This is a genomic window from Halomonas qaidamensis (assembly GCF_025917315.1).
GTDB lineage: Bacteria > Pseudomonadota > Gammaproteobacteria > Pseudomonadales > Halomonadaceae > Vreelandella > Vreelandella qaidamensis.
This window is the reverse complement of the sequence record NZ_CP080627.1, coordinates 1,708,634-1,727,985: the sequence shown is the minus strand read 5'-3', so window position 1 is coordinate 1,727,985 and position 19,352 is coordinate 1,708,634. Positions and strand designations below refer to the sequence as shown.

18 protein-coding genes are annotated in these 19,352 nt (G+C 50.6%); 9 read left to right on the top strand and 9 right to left on the bottom strand.

Annotated elements, in window-relative coordinates:
- Positions 1 to 72: 72 nt before the first annotated feature.
- A complete protein-coding gene (locus tag K1Y77_RS08020; RefSeq protein ID WP_264018274.1) occupies positions 73 to 2,001 on the bottom strand; it encodes a propionyl-CoA synthetase in 1,929 nt (642 codons plus the stop codon).
- Positions 2,002 to 2,289: 288 nt separating this feature from the next.
- Between K1Y77_RS08020 and K1Y77_RS08015 the strand changes: the two genes are divergently transcribed.
- Complete coding sequence (locus K1Y77_RS08015; protein WP_030073084.1) at positions 2,290 to 2,610, top strand: ArsR/SmtB family transcription factor; 321 nt, start codon at positions 2,290 to 2,292, stop codon at positions 2,608 to 2,610.
- Between the two features lie 44 nt (positions 2,611 to 2,654).
- On the opposite strand, the gene sohB is transcribed toward K1Y77_RS08015, so the two are convergent.
- Entirely contained in the window at positions 2,655 to 3,701 is a 1,047-nt protein-coding gene (gene sohB, locus K1Y77_RS08010; protein WP_264431239.1) for a protease SohB, read from the bottom strand.
- A gap of 197 nt (positions 3,702 to 3,898) precedes the next feature.
- Here sohB and K1Y77_RS08005 point away from each other — a divergent pair, with 197 nt between their 5' ends.
- On the top strand, positions 3,899 to 4,210 hold the full coding sequence (locus K1Y77_RS08005; protein WP_030073088.1) for an SCP2 sterol-binding domain-containing protein: 312 nt from the start codon (positions 3,899 to 3,901) through the stop codon (positions 4,208 to 4,210).
- Between the two features lie 23 nt (positions 4,211 to 4,233).
- On the opposite strand, the gene nudC is transcribed toward K1Y77_RS08005, so the two are convergent.
- The 4 genes from nudC to K1Y77_RS07985 are packed head-to-tail and all read right to left on the bottom strand — an operon-like array spanning position 4,234 to position 7,015.
- On the bottom strand, positions 4,234 to 5,013 hold the full coding sequence (gene nudC / locus K1Y77_RS08000) for an NAD(+) diphosphatase (RefSeq protein WP_030073090.1): 780 nt from the start codon (positions 5,011 to 5,013) through the stop codon (positions 4,234 to 4,236).
- Positions 5,006 to 5,758, bottom strand: a complete 753-nt coding sequence (gene dnaQ / locus K1Y77_RS07995) for a DNA polymerase III subunit epsilon (RefSeq protein ID WP_264431236.1) — start codon at positions 5,756 to 5,758, stop codon at positions 5,006 to 5,008. Before dnaQ ends, nudC begins: the two co-directional genes overlap by 8 nt.
- Positions 5,746 to 6,225: a ribonuclease HI gene (rnhA, locus tag K1Y77_RS07990; RefSeq protein WP_030073094.1), complete on the bottom strand. Its 480-nt coding sequence runs from the start codon at positions 6,223 to 6,225 to the stop codon at positions 5,746 to 5,748. Before rnhA ends, dnaQ begins: the two co-directional genes overlap by 13 nt.
- Positions 6,218 to 7,015 (bottom strand): class I SAM-dependent methyltransferase, encoded by a 798-nt coding sequence (locus K1Y77_RS07985; protein WP_264018278.1) that lies wholly within the window; start codon positions 7,013 to 7,015, stop codon positions 6,218 to 6,220. Before K1Y77_RS07985 ends, rnhA begins: the two co-directional genes overlap by 8 nt.
- 111 nt (positions 7,016 to 7,126) lie before the next feature.
- On the opposite strand from K1Y77_RS07985, the gene gloB reads away from it, so the two are divergent.
- From gloB to K1Y77_RS07955, 6 genes are all read left to right on the top strand, one after another.
- Positions 7,127 to 7,894: a hydroxyacylglutathione hydrolase gene (gloB, locus tag K1Y77_RS07980; RefSeq protein WP_264431234.1), complete on the top strand. Its 768-nt coding sequence runs from the start codon at positions 7,127 to 7,129 to the stop codon at positions 7,892 to 7,894.
- A gap of 28 nt (positions 7,895 to 7,922) precedes the next feature.
- On the top strand, positions 7,923 to 9,128 hold the full coding sequence (locus tag K1Y77_RS07975) for a transglycosylase SLT domain-containing protein (protein ID WP_264431232.1): 1,206 nt from the start codon (positions 7,923 to 7,925) through the stop codon (positions 9,126 to 9,128).
- 215 nt (positions 9,129 to 9,343) lie between these two features.
- Positions 9,344 to 11,221: an extracellular solute-binding protein gene (locus tag K1Y77_RS07970; protein ID WP_264431230.1), complete on the top strand. Its 1,878-nt coding sequence runs from the start codon at positions 9,344 to 9,346 to the stop codon at positions 11,219 to 11,221.
- A gap of 91 nt (positions 11,222 to 11,312) precedes the next feature.
- Complete coding sequence (locus K1Y77_RS07965; protein ID WP_264431228.1) at positions 11,313 to 12,386, top strand: microcin C ABC transporter permease YejB; 1,074 nt, start codon at positions 11,313 to 11,315, stop codon at positions 12,384 to 12,386.
- Positions 12,387 to 12,388: 2 nt separating this feature from the next.
- The gene (locus tag K1Y77_RS07960; protein WP_030073104.1) at positions 12,389 to 13,462 is read left to right on the top strand and encodes an ABC transporter permease; all 1,074 of its coding nucleotides are present in this window, start codon (positions 12,389 to 12,391) and stop codon (positions 13,460 to 13,462) included.
- A complete protein-coding gene (locus K1Y77_RS07955) occupies positions 13,455 to 15,053 on the top strand; it encodes an ABC transporter ATP-binding protein (RefSeq protein ID WP_030073107.1) in 1,599 nt (532 codons plus the stop codon). Before K1Y77_RS07960 ends, K1Y77_RS07955 begins: the two co-directional genes overlap by 8 nt.
- Positions 15,054 to 15,225: 172 nt before the next feature.
- On the opposite strand, the gene K1Y77_RS07950 is transcribed toward K1Y77_RS07955, so the two are convergent.
- Both K1Y77_RS07950 and K1Y77_RS07945 read right to left on the bottom strand, forming a co-directional pair.
- On the bottom strand, positions 15,226 to 15,930 hold the full coding sequence (locus K1Y77_RS07950; protein WP_264431226.1) for a pseudouridine synthase: 705 nt from the start codon (positions 15,928 to 15,930) through the stop codon (positions 15,226 to 15,228).
- Positions 15,930 to 16,745 carry an amidohydrolase gene (locus K1Y77_RS07945; RefSeq protein ID WP_264431224.1) on the bottom strand — a complete coding sequence of 272 codons (816 nt, stop codon included), beginning with the start codon at positions 16,743 to 16,745 and terminating at the stop codon, positions 15,930 to 15,932. The genes K1Y77_RS07950 and K1Y77_RS07945 overlap by 1 nt, the downstream gene beginning before the upstream one ends.
- A 72-nt stretch (positions 16,746 to 16,817) precedes the next feature.
- Between K1Y77_RS07945 and rarD the strand changes: the two genes are divergently transcribed.
- On the top strand, positions 16,818 to 17,726 hold the full coding sequence (rarD, locus tag K1Y77_RS07940) for an EamA family transporter RarD (protein ID WP_030073111.1): 909 nt from the start codon (positions 16,818 to 16,820) through the stop codon (positions 17,724 to 17,726).
- On the opposite strand, the gene K1Y77_RS07935 is transcribed toward rarD, so the two are convergent.
- On the bottom strand, positions 17,697 to 19,352 hold the full coding sequence (locus K1Y77_RS07935) for a methyl-accepting chemotaxis protein (RefSeq protein ID WP_264431223.1): 1,656 nt from the start codon (positions 19,350 to 19,352) through the stop codon (positions 17,697 to 17,699). The two genes, rarD and K1Y77_RS07935, sit on opposite strands and share 30 nt — an antisense overlap.

Below are 19,352 nucleotides of genomic sequence, written 5' to 3'. Positions count from 1 at the left end.
TTCCGTTGGGTAATTAAAGTCGCCCACCTGCCTGGGCGACTCCATTCATCACGCTATTAGCTATGTTTTAAACTAAGCGTCTAGCGACTTAGCTTGATCCGCTGCCCCGACAGAGCGATCACGCATCGCGGCATGCACATCTTCTAAGCTGGTCGGATCATCAATAGTTGAAGGAATACCGAACGATTTACCGTCAGCAATATTACGCAGCAACTTACGCAATATTTTACCAGAACGGGTTTTAGGCAATCGATTGACGACCAACACCTGCTTAAAGCAAGCAATTGGCCCAATGTGTTCTCGCACGCGGCTGATAAGCTCTTCTTCCAGCATCGCTTCATCGCCATCGAAACCATCTTTGGTAATCACCAGCCCAATAGGCAGTTGACCTTTTAGCTCATCATGAATACCAATCACAGCACACTCAGCCACTGCAGGGTGCGCACCGACGATCTCTTCCATTTCGCCGGTAGAAAGACGATGCCCAGCAACGTTGATCACGTCATCGGTTCTACCCATGATGAACAAATACCCCTCTTCATCAAAGTAGCCACCATCGCCAGTGAGATAATAACCTGGATAGGCAGCCATATAGGCACTATGAAAACGCTGAGGATCACGCCAAATACCAGTGAGACAGCCAGGTGGAAGTGGTTGTTTTATAACCACACTGCCCTGATGCATTGACGCTGTTTCTTCACCATCACGATCCAAAATTTGTACATTAAAGCCAGGTACTGGAAAAGTAGCCGAGCCCGCTTTAGTAGGCGCAGATTCAATACCAGGCAAGTTTGCCGCAATCGGCCAGCCCGTTTCTGTTTGCCACCAATGATCAATCACCGGCACATCTAACAAATCATCAAGCCAATGAAAGGTTGGAGGATCTAAACGCTCGCCTGCTACATATAAGTGCTCAAGGCTGCTGATGTCATAATTAGCCAAGAGCTTCGCATCAGGATCCTCTTTTTTGATCGCCCGGAAGGCCGTAGGGGCAGTGAAAAAGCTTTTTACTTTGTACTCGTCAATTAACCGCCAAAAACCACCAGCATCCGGTGTTCTAACAGGTTTTCCCTCGTACACTACAGTAGTACACCCTCTTAATAGCGGCGCATACACAATATAAGAGTGCCCTACCACCCAACCTACATCTGACGCTGTGAACATCACATCGCCAGGATTTAAGGCATAAATTGCTTCCATTGAGTAGGCTAACGCCACGGCATAGCCACCGGTATCGCGCATTACCCCCTTAGGTTTACCGGTCGTCCCAGAGGTATATAGAACATAAAGTGGGTCGGTCGCTTTTACGGGCACACAATCAGCAAAAGGAGCATCCGCTACCAACGCCTGCCAATCATGATCGCCTTCGTGAAGTTCCGCGCGATGAGCATCACGCTGAAAAACAACACAGGCATCCGGCTTAAAACTACTAAGCGCAATAGCCTGGTCAACAATAGGCTTATAGGGAAGGACTTTATCTACTTCAATGCCACAAGAAGCGGCGATCACTACTTTTGGCTCAGCATCCTCAATACGCACAGCTAGCTCGTGGGGTGCGAATCCACCAAAAACCACCGAATGTACTGCCCCCAAGCGAGCACAGGCATACATGGCAATGAGCGCCTCTGGCACCATCGGCATATAAATGACGACTCGGTCGCCTTTCGTCACACCCAGACGAGAAAGCCCACCAGCAAAGTGCGCAACGCGATCACGCAGCGCCTGATAAGTAATGGTTTGTTTCGATTGAGTAACGGGAGAGTCCCAGAAAATGGCTGGCTGCTCGCCCCTGCCTTGTTCTACGTGATAATCAATCGCCGCATAACAAATATTTAACTCGCCATCTCCAAACCAACGCGCATGCTGCTGATCGTCGTAGCTAAGGATGGTGGAGGGGAATTTGTACCAAGGTAGACGCTGGGCCTGCTCAGCCCAGAACATTTCGGGATGCTCAATCGATTGCTGATAGGTCTCTTGATAGCTCTTTTGTTGGAGGCTCATGGTCGACATGCCTTTTATTGTGTCAGTGAAAGTAGCCAATTGTTGACACTTTATAAAGTAAATGGCCTTCATACCCTCATACTATGGGATAAATCGCGACTAAAGCGCTATATGCCCAGCAACATTGTCGACAAAAAAGAGCTTCACTACCATTGATAGATCGTTAAAGCAGCGTTTGGACAAACTCCGCTAAATTACTGATCATTCAACAACTGATCCTCGCGACGCGACGATGCCTAAATAAACCTATAACAACGCTGTCATAACAGCGTGGGCAAGGAGATTCTCATGTCTGCTTCTACTAGCGCCGCTGCTCGTTTGCTAGAACATGATTGTCACGCCATTGAGGCGGGTACCAATCTGTTGAAAGCCTTAGCAAATGAAAAACGCCTTCAAATACTCTGCCTTCTGGCTGAAAAAGAACTCTCAGTTACTCAAATTAACCAGGAACTTGCGCTTAGCCAGTCAGCATTAAGCCAACACTTAGCCATTTTGCGCCGCGATCAGTTGGTCGATACCCGCCGTGAATCGCAAACTATTTACTACTCATTAAGCAGCGAAAGCGCCAAGGCAATTATTGACACCCTGGCGCATCACTACGCTGCTTAACCGTTATGCATTTATCAACATAAGTTGCTAATGTTGGCTAACCACTATCGACGCTGCCAACCCGCCGCTTCGATTAAACCAAGTCCTTTCACAATGGCTTGCTCAATACCTGCTGATACAGCCAACCCGACCTTGCGGCTGAAAGTTTTTGGTGGCTCAAGCCTCACGCTATACACGTGGGCCTGTGCCATGCGCTCCACCAAATACGCTTCGCTGGTGCCTACGCTATCTGTTAACTTTTGTTCTAATGCTTCACTGCCATACCAAATTTCGCCTGTTGCTAACGCATCAATATCCATTTCCGGCCGATGTTGAGAAACGTACTGTTTAAACAACCGGTGGGTATTTTCTAAGTCGTCTATGAATTTTTCGCGGCCCTCTTCGGTGTTTTTCCCCAACACTGTCAGGGTCCGTTTGTACTTACCAGCTGTCAGTAGCTCAACATCAATATCATTGCGTTTCAGTAGTCGATGAATGTTAGGCACCTGCGCCACCACGCCAATAGAACCAATCACAGCAAAAGGTGCAGCTTTGATATGGTTAGCTGTACACGCCATCATATAACCACCGCTAGCAGCAACTTTGTCGATGCACACGGTGGTAGTTAAGCCTGCAGTTTGAAGCCGATCTAGCTGTGCTGCCGCTAACCCATAGGCATGAACAAGCCCGCCCGCTGACTCTAATCGCACAACAACTTCATCTTCCGCAGCGGCAACATCAATAATGGCAGACACTTCCTGAGCAAATTTCTCAGTTTGTGATGCCTTAAGATCACCGTGAAAATCCAATACCCACACCTTCTGGACAGCCTGAGCTTTTCCTTTACCTTGCTTAGCAGCTTTGTGTTTTGCCTTCTCTTCCTGGCGAAACGCTTTTACCAATTTTTTGCGCGCGCCATGTTCGGTGGTGGTAACACGCAGTTTGCGGCCACGTGAGCGTCGCTGGTCGTTGAGAGACTCTACGGTCAGTTTAAGGCTATGTTCTTCACTCTCTTTATTGCGTAACACTATTGCCAGCACCATGCCAACGATCGCCATTAGCAAGACGGTTTGTATCAAAAATGTGCCTATCTCTATCAACCACTCACTCATACGTTCTCTCCTGTCACTGTTTTTAAACGTTTATACCGATTAACGTTTTGCCAAATGACGGTTTAAGTCATTAAGATTGACAAACTCGCTTGATTAAAACACTTGTTTAAAATAACCTCGTTTGTCGCATTGTGAGAACCTCACCTAACGCCTTGCCTACGCTGGGCTAACGACCAAATAATTTTTGAGAATTTATTATGTCATCGAATACGTTAGATAAGCTGCAATCCCGCTTCAGCCCAGAAGCCGCCAAGGGCATGAATGAGGTGTTTCAATTCCATTTTTCTGATGCAGGCAGCCATTACCTGAATATTCAAGATGGAACACTAGGTGTACACGAAGGAGAACATGATGACCCCTCAGTCAGCCTAAGCATGACCACAGATACGCTAAAAGGCATTATGAGTGGCGATATCAATGGTATGACAGCCTTCATGACAGGTAAGCTAAAAGCTACTGGCAATGTCATGCTGGCCACTAAACTGACCAGCCTGTTTCCCAGCAAATAACGCCCATTCTCGCCCGCGTGCTGTTACCGCCAGCGGGCGAGATGTGTTTCGATAAGTTCACGTGAAATAGAGTACGGTGGCGGCAGCGAAGGCAATTGCCTTGGCGAAAACCAAGCGGCATCGCTAATTTCCACACCATCAATATGAATGCGCCGCGTCGTCGCTTCGGCAAAAAAACCAAACATTAGCGAATGCGGAAATGGCCACGCTTGGCTTTGATGATAACGAAGCTTTTCCACATGCACGCCTACCTCTTCGTATATCTCACGATGCACCGCTTCTTCAGCAGACTCTCCAGGCTCAATAAAGCCCGCAAGCGTCGAGTAACGTCCGGGTGGAAATCTTGGGCTTCGTGCTAACAACATCGCCTCTCCACTGGTGACTAGCGTAATAATGCAGGGAGAAATACGCGGATAGTTGCGATGCCCGCAAGCATGGCAGTGCATAGCAAACTCAGCTTCCAACTTGGTGGCCTTCTCGCCACAACGCCCACAAAAACGATGGTTCTCTAACCAAGCACCGACTTGAAGTGCCGTCGATAGGAGGCTAAACCAGGAAGCAGGTAACTCCCCTAGCCACTGCCGTCCATCTATCCAGTCCTCACCCGGCTTACTTTCCACAAAGAGCGCCACCGGCTCATCGTGCCAATAGCACAGCGGCTGCATACGTTCATCCCATGGTTGAGTCGGTTGTAACGGCGTTAACTCGCCGCTTTCAGCCAGTGGTGCTGGCGCTAGATGACTTCGGGACACACGAATAACACGACCTTCTCGCGCATAATGGGGAATTTCACGTCTAAGCATCGCCACGATTACCTTCAGTCAAACCACTCTCGAACCAATGTAACTGATGTGCTTGGCACTTAGCTTGGTGGGCTGCGCGCTCTTCTTCACTAGGCCGGACGACCCTCAACTGCCCTGGCGTCAGCGCTAAACGCTTTACCGATAGCCCTTCATTGGCTTGATTACTTTGCTGCTCACCGGACGATGATTCTGAATCAAGCGTCAGCGCCGTTTGTCCGCCGGTCATCGCCAGATAGACGTCGGCTAAGATCTCAGCATCAAGCAATGCGCCGTGCAACACACGATGGCCATTATCAATATCGTAGCGCTTGCATAACGCATCGAGGCTATTACGCTGGCCGGGGTGCATCTGACGGGCCATCACCAGCGTATCAAGAATACGGCAATGCTCACTAACAGGGCCTAATGCGGGTGACCGTCGCCGCTGGTTTAACATGGTTAACTCATGATCAATAAACCCCACATCAAAGGGGGCGTTATGAATCACCAGCTCGGCCCCTGCTATAAATGCCCAGAAGTCATCCGCTATATCGGCAAACACCGGCTCATTAGCCACCTTGGCGTCATCAATACCGTGAACCGCCACGACTTCAGCATCAATATGCCGTTCAGGATTGATATATTGATGATAGGAGCGCCCTGTAAACCGCCGGTTGATCATTTCGACGGCGCCAATTTCCACTAATCGGTGGCCATCTTTTGGGTCAATACCAGTTGTTTCAGTATCCAAGATTACTTGGCGCATGCTGCTCTCCTGTTATGCTCATCAATAGCTTCGTTGGCCAACGCGTCGGCGCGCTCATTGCCGGGGTGCCCGCTATGCCCCTTCACCCAATGCCACTCGACACGATGTCGCTGCGTTTCCTCGTGGAGAGTCTTCCAAAGCTCAGCGTTTTTAACCGGTTGTTTGGCCGCTGTCTTCCAGCCTCGCTTAATCCAATTGTGAATCCATTGAGTAATTCCCTGGCGCACATACTGAGAATCAGTCCAGAGAGCTACTTCACAAGGCTTGTTCAAGGTACGCAATGCCATAATCGCCGCTATTAACTCCATGCGGTTATTGGTGGTATCTGCTTCAAAGCCTTTTAATGTCTTCTCGTGCTGCCCGCTTGACAGCACAACTCCCCAGCCGCCTGGGCCTGGATTTCCTCGGCAGGCCCCATCGGTATACACCGTAACGCGAGGCAACCCATCGGTTGCTTGCTTACTCACTTTCACTATCCTTTTCTAAACGACGTTGACCTGAGTGGTATCGCGCAGAAACACCGGTTCGTGTGGCTCCCAAAGAGGAGGATGTAACCGGTGCGCGCAACCCAAATTTAAGACGCTCTATCGGCGCATGACGCTGCCGCCGCTGCGCTTGAATCATATAACTTTCACCCAACGGTAAATTGTGCCTGCGTCCCAATGCTTCCCAGCGCTCTCCACAGGTGGTGCTCATCGGCCCCCGAAAGCAGCAATAGTCTACGCGTTCCACGTCAAAATCGACAAATGCCAACCAGTCACGCAAACGACTAGCAGTACGCCACTGGCCGCTCCAGGGGTAGTTTGCCTGCTGCTTACGCCAACGCTGGGTTAACCCGTTCAATCCGATTGGATTAAACCCAAAAAGCACTAACACACCATTGTCTGATGTTACCCGAGCGGCTTCTTGTAAGACATGATGGGCGTCTGACAGATGCTCTAGCCAGTGATGAATAACCACTACCTCCAAACTGCGATCTGGTAAGGCAAGGTGATCTGGTGGACAGACTAACGTAGACGAGGACTCTGCCGCTGCTCTCGTCGGCGACCAGCGAATGACATGCGGAATGGCCGACATCGTCATCAATGTGGGCCCCATGCTCATCTCTAAACTGTGGCCACCTTTGCGCCCTTCAACCAGCGGCCCCAAACACGCTCGCTGCGTTTCCCATAGCGAACGGCCTGCTTCTGTTTGCCAGTACGCTTGGCTTTCTGCCATCTGCTGGGCGAGCCGGGTTGCCATTGACGAAGTTGACATGAACAGCGCTTCCCTCCACAGTAACTGCTTTTTAACGTTTTGAGCGCCAGCATTGGCGCACAGAAAAGCGTTTCATTAAGCGTCTATTTTGAACTTCAAAGGATCTCGCCCATGATGAGCGTGACACCGATTCCCGCACTTAGCGATAACTACATTTGGCTATTAAGACAGGATACCAGTCAAAGCGTTTGCGTGGTGGATCCCGGTGAAGCAACGCCTGTGATTGAGCTTCTTGAGCGAGAATCCTTAACGCTTGATACGATTTTAATCACTCACCATCATCATGATCATACCGGTGGCCTTTCAGAGCTGATTAAACGCTTCTCGCCTCGGGTGATTGGCCCCTCCAACCCGACCATTGAAGGCATTGATGAACAGGTAGGACATGGCGATGAAGTACGTATCATGGGCCGTCTGTTTGAAGTTATAGCAACGCCAGGGCATACATTAGATCATGTGAGCTACTTCACCCCAGGCATTCCTGCGCTACTTTTCTGCGGCGACACCCTATTTTGTGGTGGATGTGGTCGGCTGTTTGAAGGGTCGCCAGAGCAAATGTTTGCATCTCTTCAAACATTAGCGGAACTCCCAGAGGATACGCTGGTCTTTGCAGCGCATGAATATACGCAAGCGAATCTAACCTTTGCTCGTGCTGCAGACCCTGATAACGAAGACGTTAAATATGCATTGCAGGAGTGTGAGAAGGCTCGGGCATTAGACCGACCTACCTTACCCAGCACGATAGGACGCGAGCTGAAGATCAACCCCTACTTGCGTGTGAGCACCAATAGTGTGCGTCAAGCAGTAGGTACCCAAGGGGCCAATGATGATGATCTCGCCACGTTCTCCACGTTACGTGAGTGGAAGAACCGTTTTTAAAAACGCTATCGAGTAAAACGAACCGACTATGACTTATCGAACGATTCGCCAGCGCTTATTACTAAGCGCTGGAAGCACTGTTATTGTGAGCCTATTTTTAGCCGCAGCGGCCAGCTCTCAAGCCTCTACTACCGAAGCATACCAATCTGAAAGCGCCCTTATGGACGCGCCTGCTTCACCCAACTTCCGCCCCACTGCCTTTCAGCATCACTTCTGGGAAGCACTAGAACTGCAACCCCAAGATGCGTGGAGCACACTACGTGACAGCTTCCAGTGGCAGGAAAAACAGTTACCTGCCGATGCGCAAGCACGTGTCGATAAATGGATAGAGCACTATCGTTCCAGCCCGCAAAATATTGCCGCTATCACTGAGCGCGCGACGCCCTGGCTTGCTTGGATCACCCAGCAAGTAACTGAACGCGGTCTTCCTGGTGAAATTGCACTGATTCCGTTTGTTGAGAGTTCTTTCGATCCAAGCGCCCGAAGCCATCGAGGAGCCGCTGGGCTTTGGCAGTTCATGCCAGGTACAGGAGATGCATTAGGCTTGGTTCGCAACGGCAATTACGATGGTCGTTTAGACGTAGTAACGTCTACTGCAGCAGCGCTTGATTACCTGGAAATGCAGGCTGATGAGTGGTACGAGGGCGACCTGATGCTCTCGCTGGCCGCTTACAACGCCGGTGCTGGCACCGTTAACCGTGCGCAACGCCAAGCTCAGGGCCAAGGCCTTGCAGGCGACTACTGGGAACTATCCCTACCCCACGAAACGATGTATTATGTTCCTAAACTTAAAGCAATTGCGACGATCATCAATGATCCAGAACAGTATGGCGTTGCACTGCCCGACATTCACCCTGATCCCGCTTTTGCCAAAGTTCAGCTGGAGCAACCAGTTAGCCTAGCGCAAGCCTCTCAGCTTCTTGATGTCAGCCAAACCGCGCTGGCCGAGCTAAACCCTGGCCTGCTAAATGGCAGCCTTGACCCACGCAGCGCGCAGACGTTACTTGTGCCTGAAGAAGTTGACACTCAGGTATTAGCTCAGCTTTCGCAATCAAGCAGCACCTCATTAGCATCGACCAACACGCCTGACGTTCACCGCGTTGAAAGTGGCGATAACCTTTCTGTGATTGCAGCCCGCTATAATGTCGCTCAGCAAGACTTAATCAGATGGAATGCTATCGAACGCCCAGAGGCTCTGAAGCCAGGCCAACTGCTGTCGCTTTCAGGACGGTAACATGGGGGAAACCAACCAGGCTTTGTTAACTAGGTTTAAAAGTAGTCTTTATTAGTCTTTTGTGGCTATGTCTCAGTTATTATCATCGCCATAACATTGTCTTATCAGCTGCGCCTCAGTTTCTAAGGCCAGTTATCCAGTTATTAAGACTAGGCTACTAAGACTCAACTACCAAGACTCAACTACTAAGCCTTTGTTGTTACAGGAAGTTACCAATGCTACGTAGTGTGTTGTTTACCAAAGCACTTTTGTTAACCAGCGGCTTGCTGCTAAGCCTGTCGCTGTTGGCTTCTGAAAACGTCGCCGACAACAACACTTCTACACCCGTTGAGACTGTGCACGGGCTATCTCTTTACAATAGCCCACAGCTTCCTCCCGACTTTGCCTACTTCCCCCACGTGAACCCTTCCGCCCCCAAGGGTGGAACAATTACACATACCGCTGTGGGCGGCAGCTTCGACTCTACCAACCCGTTTATTATTCGTGGCACGCCTGTTACCGGCATTTTTCAGATTTACGACTCGCTGATGGCGAGTAATCCTGGCGAGCCCTTCAGTTTGTACGGTCTGCTGGCTGAAGGCGTTCGCTTAGCCCCAGATCGCCAGTGGATAGAGTTTGATTTGCGTCCAGAGGCACGCTTTCAGGACGGTGAACCAGTAACTGCCTATGACGTAGTATTCTCTCTAAATTTGTTACGTGAAGAAGGTAACCCCTTCTACAGCAGCTACTATTCAGGTGTCGAGAGAGTTGTCGCCTTAAACGATCATTTGGTCCGTTTTGAATTTAACGACACAGAATCACGTGAGTTGCCACTGATTGTTGCACAACTCCCTATTTTACCTCGCCACTACTGGGAACCGCGCGATTTCACGTCTCCCACCTTAGAGGCTCACCCGGGGTCTGGGCCTTATCGCATTAGCGAAGTAGATCCTGGGCGGCGCATTGTCTATCAGCGAGATGACAACTATTGGGGTAAGCACTTACCCGTCAATGTTGGCCGTTACAATATTGACCGTGTTGTGTACGAGTATTACCGTGACCGGGATATTGCTTGGGAAGCCTTCAAAGCAGGACTTACCGACTATCGGACAGATGCACGCGCCGCCACTTGGGCGATTGGCTATAATTTCCCAGCTTATCGTGACGGTTTGATAAAGCGAATTACTGTACCCGATGTTAACCCATCCATGATGCAGGCGTTTGTCTTCAACTTACGTAAAGAAAAATTTCAAGACCCAAGGGTCCGAGAAGCACTGAGCCTTACGTTCGATTTTCCCTGGCTTAACACTAACATTTTCTATGATACCTATCGGCGCACGGAAAGTTTCTTTCAAAACTCTGAAATGGAAGCGATTGGAACACCGTCAGAGGAAGAGTTTGCGCTGCTCGAACCGTTCCGTGAAGCGTTGATTGACTCCCATCATTCAGAACGACTATTCACTGACCCGCTGCCCATCGAACACCCTACCGACCTACGTGAGCGTTTGCGGCTTGCGCTTGATCTGCTGCGTGATGCTGGCTATCGCATAGAAAATGGTGTGCTAGTGAACAGCGAGACAGGCCGACCGCTTACACTAGAAGTACTGCTATACGACTCGGGACTTGAGCGTGTTGTGCAACCCATGCTGCGCAATATGGCGCGTCTTGGGGTTCAAACGTCGCTACGCATTGTCGATATCAATCAGTATCTTAACCGGGTACGCAGCTACGATTACGATATGGTCATCAGCCACTTCCCGCAGTCTAACAACCCTGGTAATGAGCAGCGCGACTACTGGACCAGTGCTGCCGCAGAGGCGCCACAAAGTCGTAATCGCATGGCCCTTGCCCACCCTGCTGTTGATGCACTAGTGGAGCAGCTCATTCGTGCTAACGACCGCGAAACGCTGGACACCATTGCAAAAGCGCTTGATCGAGTACTGCGTTGGGGATTTTATGTCATCCCTCATTATCATTCAGGCGAGACACGGATTGCCGTGTGGGATAAATTTGGCTATCCAGAGCCGTTTCCAGCTTATGCCATGGATCTAGACGCTTGGTGGGTAGATGCCGAACGTGAAGCAGCGTTGCAGCGTCGTAATCGTCGCCGTTGAAAACCTGAGACTGCTTATTAACTAATGGCTTATCTACACTAACGCTTGGCTAGCCGTTTTTCATGGCCTGCACTTACTCATGGAGCGCACTGTGGCACGCTACACCTTACGCCGACTGCTACTGATGATTCCGACTCTGCTCGGCATCATGCTGCTTAACTTCATGATCGTTCAAGCGGCCCCCGGAGGCCCCATTGATCAAATGCTAGCCCGCTTTGAAGGAGCGGATGCTATGGCAAGCACACGCCTGGATATGGGTGGTGCGGATGTGCAGGTTAGCGATGATTCTCGAGGTGCACGAGGGATTGATCCGCGCTTTATTGAGCAGTTAGAGCAGCAGTTTGGCTTTGACAAACCCGCTCACGAACGATTTATCGGCATGATGGTGGATTATCTCACCTTCGATTTCGGCACCAGTTTTTTTCGCGACCGTCCTGTCATTGAACTAATGATCGAACGCCTGCCCGTGTCTATTTCACTGGGCTTATGGACAACGCTGTTGGTCTATCTCATTTCTATCCCGTTAGGTATCAGCAAAGCGCTACGACATGGATCTCGCTTTGATGTCTGGACCTCAGGTCTAGTAATCGTGGGCTACGCCATCCCAGGTTTTTTATTCGCCATCCTCCTTATTGTTGTATTTGCTGGGGGTACTTACCTAGATTGGTTTCCTCTTCGCGGCCTAACATCACCCGATTTCTCCGAGCTATCTGCATGGGGCAAAATTAAAGATTACTTCTGGCATATCACCCTGCCAGTGCTGGCTGCTGCGATTGGCAGTTTTGCCACCCTCACCATGCTGACGAAAAACAGTTTTTTAGATGAAATTCATAAGCAGTACGTACTGACAGCCCGAGCCAAAGGCGCTGACGAGCAGCGTATTCTGTATGGCCATGTTTTCCGCAACGCTATGCTAATTATCATTGCTGGCTTGCCCTCTGCAATGATTGGCATTTTCTTTACTGGCGCACTGCTCATCGAAGTAATTTTTTCCTTGGATGGCCTCGGCTTGTTAGGTTTTGAGGCGGTAATGCAGCGTGATTACCCCGTCATTTTCGGAACACTATTTCTATATACAGTGATCGGTCTGCTGCTCAAGCTAGTATCCGACTTGACCTATGTGTGGGTTGACCCACGCATTGATTTTGCGTCGAGGGAGTCATAAATATGACATTTATTAGCTCGCGTCTTTCACCGATTACGTTACGCCGTCTGGCGGCATTTAAAGCCAATCGCCGCGCTCGGGTGTCGTTGTGGCTGTTTAGCGTTCTGTTTATTGTCAGCTTATTTGCCGAACTCATCGCCAACGATAAGCCCCTTGTAATGAAATATGATGGGCAGTGGTATGTGCCGTTACTGGTCGATTATCCGGAAACCGAATTCGGTGGCTTTTTACCCACTCGTACCGACTACTTAGACCCCTTTGTTCAACAGCAAATTAGCGATCACGGTTGGGCGCTTTGGCCGATCGTTCCCTACTCCTATCAAACCCTCGATATGCAGATGACACAACCTTCGCCTGCACCGCCAGATAGGCGCCATTGGCTGGGGACCGACGATCAGGGCCGTGATGTATTAGCGCGAGTCATTTACGGGTTTCGACTGTCGGTTGCCTTTGCCTTGGTGCTCACCGCCGGCTCTTTGGTACTGGGCGTGCTGGTAGGCGGTGTGCAGGGATACTTCGGCGGAAAAGTAGACCTTATCGGCCAGCGCATCACTGAAATCTGGTCTGGGTTACCTGTGCTATTTCTACTGATTATTTTAGCTAGTTTTGTGCAGCCAGGCTTCTGGTGGTTACTGGGGATAATGTTACTGTTTTCGTGGCTAGGGCTGGTTGATATCGTACGCGCCGAGTTTTTGCGTGCACGCAATCTTGAGTACGTTCGTGCAGCGAAGGCCATGGGGCTCCCTTCTAGGCTGATTATGTGGCGGCACGTTTTACCTAACGCTATGGTAGCCACACTGACGTTTATCCCTTTCCTGTTCACTGGTGCCATTGGCACGCTCACTGCGCTGGACTTCTTAGGCTTTGGCCTGCCGCCTGGAGCTCCTTCACTGGGCGAACTGGCAGCACAGGGCAAAAACAACCTGCACGCCCCGTGGCTCGGCATCACCGCGTTTATGACGCTTGCCATCATGCTCTCACTGTTGGTGTTTATTGGTGAAGGATTACGCGACGCCTTCGACCCACGCCATGTGAAGCAGCATCAGTCACCTGTTCAGGAAACCAAACATGCCTAATCACGCAAACAGCGCTATACCATTACTGCGCTTGAACGAGTTTTCGGTTTCCTTCGATGGCAACGTAGTTGTCGATTCCCTTTCGCTCACCGTCAATGCCGGTGAAACCCTCGCTATCGTGGGGGAATCTGGCTCTGGAAAGTCGGTTTCGGCACTAGGGGCAATTAATTTATTGCCGGACAATGCCTCGGTAAGTGGTCAACGTTGGTTAGAAGAAACGGATCTCAGTCAGCTAGGCAAACGCGATTGGAACGGGATACGCGGCAATCGGGTAGGTTTTATTTTTCAAGAGCCAATGACATCGCTAAACCCGCTGCACCGTATTGGCAAACAAATTGGCGAAACCCTGCGTTTACACCAGGGCCTTAGCGGGAACGCTGCACGCTCCAGGGCCAAAGTACTATTAGAACATGTCAAACTACCGCGCCCCGACGAACTGCTTGACGCATGGCCACATCAACTTTCAGGCGGCCAGCGCCAGCGGGTAATGATTGCCATGGCCATTGCCAACAATCCGGCACTATTGATTGCAGATGAGCCGACTACAGCACTCGATGTGACCGTTCAGCAAGAAATTTTAGCGCTGCTGAAAGAACTCCGTGATCAACACGGCATGGGCGTACTGTTTATCAGTCATGACTTAAACTTGGTGCGTCGCCATGCAGACCGTGTTTGTGTCATGTATCAAGGAAAAATCCAGGAAACTGGTAGCGTTGCCGATGTATTTAATAATCCCCAAAGCGACTACACCAAAGCCCTCATTGCCGCCGAACCAGAAGGACGGCCTGATGAACCTGCCGACGCTACGCCGCTTTTGATCACACGCCAGCTTAGCGTGAGCTTCAAGCGCCCGAGGGCAGGTCTTTTTCAGCGTCAGCCGCCGCCATTTGAGGCCTTAAAAGCTACCGACTTAACGATTGCCCCTGGCGAAACGCTTGGCATTGTTGGCGAATCAGGCTCTGGAAAAACAACGCTGGCTTCGGCGGTTATGCGCTTAGTCGCTAGCCAAGGCGAGGTGACACTGGGCAGCGCCATCTTAAGCCAACTCTCTGGCGACGCGCTTCGACGCCAGCGCCATCGGCTGCAAATGGTTTTTCAAGATCCATACGGGGCGCTTTCCCCACGTATGCCAGTGTTTGATATTGTCAGTGAAGGCCTACGGTTTCACTACCCCAGCCTAAGCAATGCCGAAGTCACCGAGCACGTGCATCGCACACTGAGCGAAGTGGGCCTACCGGAAAGCTGTGCTGCCCGTTATCCTCATGAGTTCTCGGGAGGCCAACGCCAGCGCATAGCGGTGGCCCGAGCAATTATCTTAGAGCCTGAGTTACTGGTACTCGACGAACCAACCTCTGCATTAGACCGTACAGTGCAAAAGCAGCTGGTCACACTGCTACGCGAACTTCAGGCACGCCGCCAGCTAAGCTATCTATTTATTAGCCACGACCTTGCCGTAGTGCGCGCTATGGCCCACCGCATTATGGTGTTAAAAGATGGTGAGGTAGTAGAACAAGGAGACTGCCTGGAAGTGCTCGCTGCGCCGCAGCATCCCTATACCAAAGCGTTGATAGAAGCTGCCCACTTGCACTAGCTACCTAGTTAACATAAACGTTTGTCTCGGCAACTTTTTCAAGTTGGCTACGTATGAACGTAGAAACAAGATAACGGTATAAAAATTCATTACTCATAATAAAAACGCCCCGGCCTTGGCACGGGTGTGCTAACCGGGGCGTTTTATCCACTAGCAGTGACGCTAAGTGTGTTTAGAAGCTGGCAATTTCTTCAGGCGTTAGCTCCCGCCATTCGCCAGGCGCTAGATCATCTGGTAAGGCTACATCACCAATCGACTGGCGATGCAATGCATTGACATGATTCCCCAACGCAGCAAACATGCGTTTCACTTGATGATAGCGACCTTCAGTGATCGTCAGCTCTGCTTGCTGTGGAGTAATAAATCTTAGCACGGCAGGTTGCGTTGGCGTTTCCTCGCCGTCGAGAAGAACCCCTTCCGCGACTTGGTTAATCGCCCACTGAGCAGCCTCTCCTTCCATAGGTTCCGCCAACTCGGCTATATACACCTTGGCGCAGCGATGGCGCGGCGAGGTAACACGATGGGACCATTGGCCATCATCAGTGAGCAATAACAAGCCGGTAGTATCTACATCCAACCGTCCTACCGGCTGCAGTCGCTCTACTTTGGGTAAATCAATTAGGTCAATCACCCTTGGGTAGAGCCCTCGGCGGGCGGTACACTCTGCTTCCAGCGGCTTATGCATCATCAGGTAACGTAACCCAACTAGCGCTAGCGTCTCACCGTTAAGTTTCACCTCATCGTGCTGGGTGTTAACTTGAGTCGCAGACTGCTTAATGGGTTCGCCATTCAGGGTCACCTCGCCATTCTTTAACGCACGCTTTGCTAGGCTGCGCGTCAACGGGGTTGTTTCACTCAAAAAGCGATCAAGGCGCATTATTGACCCACTCCTGGCAGAAGCGAAAAGCGGTCGGCATCTTGCCAGGCAGGAAATTTTTCTCGAAAAGCATCTAGGTCCGTTTTATTTAGCGTCCCCGTTTCAATAAACGGAGAGTTTGCAGGGTGGTCGATCATCGGTTCCCCTTTGAAATCGACCAGCATGGAATCGCCGCTATAGGCGAGTCCTTTGGCATCTTCACCGACGCGATTTACACCCACTACATAAACTAGGTTTTCAACGGCACGCGCTTGTAAAAGCGTGCGCCAAGGGTGACGCCGGGGTGCAGGCCAGTTCGCTACACACAACGCGGCATCATACTCGAAATGTTCGCCCTCTGCTGGCTGCTGGCGCATCCAAACCGGAAACCTCAGGTCGTAGCATACGCTCAATAGCAGCCTGAAGCCTTTCAGTTCTACTATCTTCCGGCTGTTGCCCATACCATAGCGTTCATGCTCTCCGGCCATACGAAATAAATGGCGCTTATCGTAGTACTGCAAGTCGCCGCTGGGGGTAGCCCATACCATACGGTTGTAGTATTGGCCTCCATCCATAATTGCCACACTGCCGGTCATGACACAGCCTCTCGCTTTGGCCTGCATCTGTAACCAGGCAACGCTCTGGCTCACGTTCATGGGCTGGGCCATTTCCCGAGAGTTCATGGTGAAACCAGTCGCAAACATTTCTGGCAACACAATTAAATCGGTATCGCGACTATCTAACTCGCCCAATAGCCGTTCAAGATGCGCATGGTTGGCCTGAGGATCTTCCCAGCGCAAATCGCACTGCACTAAGCTCGTTTTCAGTTGGCTCATGCCATGTCTCCTTTGCATCAGTGTGTTCGTCAATAGTGTGCTAGATTAGCATTTTTAATTAATGAGGCTGCTATGCTTTCACCTGCATCAAGGGATCCTGAAGCGGTCAAGGGCGTTATGTTTGGCTTAACTGCTTACACCATGTGGGGCTGTTTTCCGCTATTTTTCGCTCTTTTTGACGGCATTCCCGCGTTTGAAATCCTGACACACAGGATCCTGTGGTCGTGTATTTTCCTGGTAGGCCTAATCAGCCTTTTACGCCGGTGGCCACCAGTAATCGCAGCCCTTATTGAGCCTAAGCGCTTAGGGCGCGTGCTCGCTTGCGCGCTACTAATTGCCTTTAATTGGGGGCTCTATATCTACGCTGTCGAAAGTAAGCAGGTATTACAAGCCAGTTTAGGCTACTTTTTAACCCCACTGGTCAACGTTGCCTTAGGTGTGTTGGTGCTACGTGAAGTAATGGCACGCCTCCAGCTAATCGCCCTTGGCTTGGCAAGTTTAGCAATTGCAATACAGTTCGTTATGCTTGGGGAGCTGCCTTGGATCAGCCTAGCGCTTGCTCTCAGCTTTGGTAGCTACGGATTATTTCGCAAGCAGGTGCCACTCGATGGGCTCTCAGGCCTATTCGTAGAGACACTGTTGCTTTTTCCACTAGCCTTAATAGCGCTCACGTGGCTCAGCTGGCAGGGGGAGTCTCACTTTATATCTGATGTGCCGATGAGCGTATTGCTAATGATTAGTGGCGTGTTAACCGCCCTACCATTGATGGCCTTTGCTGGAGCAGCACGACGCCTGCGGCTGGCAACGCTGGGATTTCTAATGTACATCAACCCCAGCATTCAATTTTTAATTGCGATTATTATTTTCGATGAGCCTCTAGGACTCATCCAGTTAATTACCTTTGCAATGATCTGGACAGGCTTAGCACTGTATTCTTGGTCCTCTTGGCAGTCACGTCCGCGCCAAAAGGCGGCTATTTGAGGCTTCTGACACTACTTGTTTTTCAACAGCTGAGACACTGGTATCGGCTGACTGCTCAGGCTGATAACCCACGCGAAAGCCTCCCCAATGTTTACCATGAATGTAAATAGGCACCGAAAGATCGTGCATAATTTCGCCAGTATCTCGCTTGTAGGTTTGTAGCAGCAGCGGTTTCTCGTGGGCGCCGCAACGGCTACCAGTTGGGTCATCAAAAATGCGTTTGCTGCGGCAATACTTGAGGTCGTGATCGTAATCACCGGTAGGCTCGCGGCTGACAGCAGCATTGTGAGTAGGCACATACCCATTACGGTCACAGGCAATAGCGTAACTTAACCCATGCCCAATAAGTAAAGGTTCTTGTAAACTGGGTAGCCGTTGGTCTGTGAACGTATCAAAGCCGGTGTGGTAAAGCGGTGGCTGTGTCCCTGGCATGACCCTGTAATCAGGTTGAAACAGCGACGTTTCTGATAACTCACCGGAGGCAATCGCTTTCTCAAACAGTTTTCCAATACGGTCAGCTGCTTGGCGAGCAGCGCTAAATACGTGCTGGTGCCGCCCCTGTAAACGCTGCTGTGCCAACTCGCCATCAACCCCTTCTGCAGCCTCCATTAACGCCCTAGCTTGCTGGGCTAAATCGCGCATATCGCGATTGCCCTCATCAACATCATCTTCCAGCTGGCGAAGGCTATCGGCAACCGTTTGGCTATGCGTTTTAGTACTTTCCATGGCTTCTGCGACGCTAGTAATTTCCTGCTCAACGTGATCAAACTGCTCGGTAATAGTAGCCAGGCTACTGCCGACCTTCTGCATCCCTTGAGAACGCTCCCGAACCCGGCTCATTAGCGCTCCCATTGTACTAACAACACTTTGCCCGCTTTGATGCATATCTTTTACAAGTTCATCGACGCTTTGCGTTGCCGTTGAGGTCTTCAGTGCCAAATTGCGTACTTCACCCGCGACAACAGCAAAACCACGGCCATGTTCGCCCGCCCGTGCCGCTTCAATGGAAGCATTTAGCGATAGCAGGTGGGTCTGTTCAGCAATACCCTCTATCATGGAGGTGACATTGCGCACACGCTCGATTTTGTCATTTAACGCAGATAGCATCTCAAGCGCCTGATTAGAACGTTCCGCAACATCGCTCATATCATGGATGATATCGGCCAACTCATCATGATTGTGATGGCTTGCCTGACGGGCACTTTCCGCAAGTGAAGCAACCTGAGAAGCACTGGCGCTCACCTGCATAATGGCAGTATTAATGGCACTCATGCTCGATGAGGCCTCACTGGCCATGGTTTCCTGTTTGGCAAGCCGCTGGGCCATGAGGTCGGCATAGTGAGATACCTCTGCCGATGCAATTGCCGTGCTACTAGCTCGATTCATTAATCGATAAGCCATCGACCGAAGCGAGCCATAATCACGAATGGGCTTTGGACCGTGAATAGGTTTGATTAAACGCGCTTGATCGGCTGAATAAACCGTTGTGATTGGAACGAGCATCAAGCTCGCTCCAGCCCCCGTCGCCAGAAGAAGTGCAATATAAGATAGCGCACCAGGGTGAGAGATCATCCAGGCAGAAACGCTAAGCAATATTAGAGGCACTAACAGCCGAAATAGTCGCAT

Excerpts from the sequence above, each read along its gene's own strand:
- K1Y77_RS08020 (WP_264018274.1), bottom strand. The coding sequence starts at position 2,001 with ATGAGCCTCCAACAAAAGAGCTATCAAGAGACCTATCAGCAATCGATT.
- K1Y77_RS08015 (WP_030073084.1), top strand. The coding sequence starts at position 2,290 with ATGTCTGCTTCTACTAGCGCCGCTGCTCGTTTGCTAGAACATGATTGT.
- sohB (WP_264431239.1), bottom strand. The coding sequence starts at position 3,701 with ATGAGTGAGTGGTTGATAGAGATAGGCACATTTTTGATACAAACCGTC.
- K1Y77_RS08005 (WP_030073088.1), top strand. The coding sequence starts at position 3,899 with ATGTCATCGAATACGTTAGATAAGCTGCAATCCCGCTTCAGCCCAGAA.
- nudC (WP_030073090.1), bottom strand. The coding sequence starts at position 5,013 with ATGCTTAGACGTGAAATTCCCCATTATGCGCGAGAAGGTCGTGTTATT.
- dnaQ (WP_264431236.1), bottom strand. The coding sequence starts at position 5,758 with ATGCGCCAAGTAATCTTGGATACTGAAACAACTGGTATTGACCCAAAA.
- K1Y77_RS07985 (WP_264018278.1), bottom strand. The coding sequence starts at position 7,015 with ATGTCAACTTCGTCAATGGCAACCCGGCTCGCCCAGCAGATGGCAGAA.
- gloB (WP_264431234.1), top strand. The coding sequence starts at position 7,127 with ATGATGAGCGTGACACCGATTCCCGCACTTAGCGATAACTACATTTGG.
- K1Y77_RS07975 (WP_264431232.1), top strand. The coding sequence starts at position 7,923 with ATGACTTATCGAACGATTCGCCAGCGCTTATTACTAAGCGCTGGAAGC.
- K1Y77_RS07970 (WP_264431230.1), top strand. The coding sequence starts at position 9,344 with ATGCTACGTAGTGTGTTGTTTACCAAAGCACTTTTGTTAACCAGCGGC.
- K1Y77_RS07960 (WP_030073104.1), top strand. The coding sequence starts at position 12,389 with ATGACATTTATTAGCTCGCGTCTTTCACCGATTACGTTACGCCGTCTG.
- K1Y77_RS07955 (WP_030073107.1), top strand. The coding sequence starts at position 13,455 with ATGCCTAATCACGCAAACAGCGCTATACCATTACTGCGCTTGAACGAG.
- K1Y77_RS07950 (WP_264431226.1), bottom strand. The coding sequence starts at position 15,930 with ATGCGCCTTGATCGCTTTTTGAGTGAAACAACCCCGTTGACGCGCAGC.
- K1Y77_RS07945 (WP_264431224.1), bottom strand. The coding sequence starts at position 16,745 with ATGAGCCAACTGAAAACGAGCTTAGTGCAGTGCGATTTGCGCTGGGAA.
- rarD (WP_030073111.1), top strand. The coding sequence starts at position 16,818 with ATGCTTTCACCTGCATCAAGGGATCCTGAAGCGGTCAAGGGCGTTATG.
- K1Y77_RS07935 (WP_264431223.1), bottom strand. The coding sequence starts at position 19,352 with ATGCGACTATTTCGGCTGTTAGTGCCTCTAATATTGCTTAGCGTTTCT.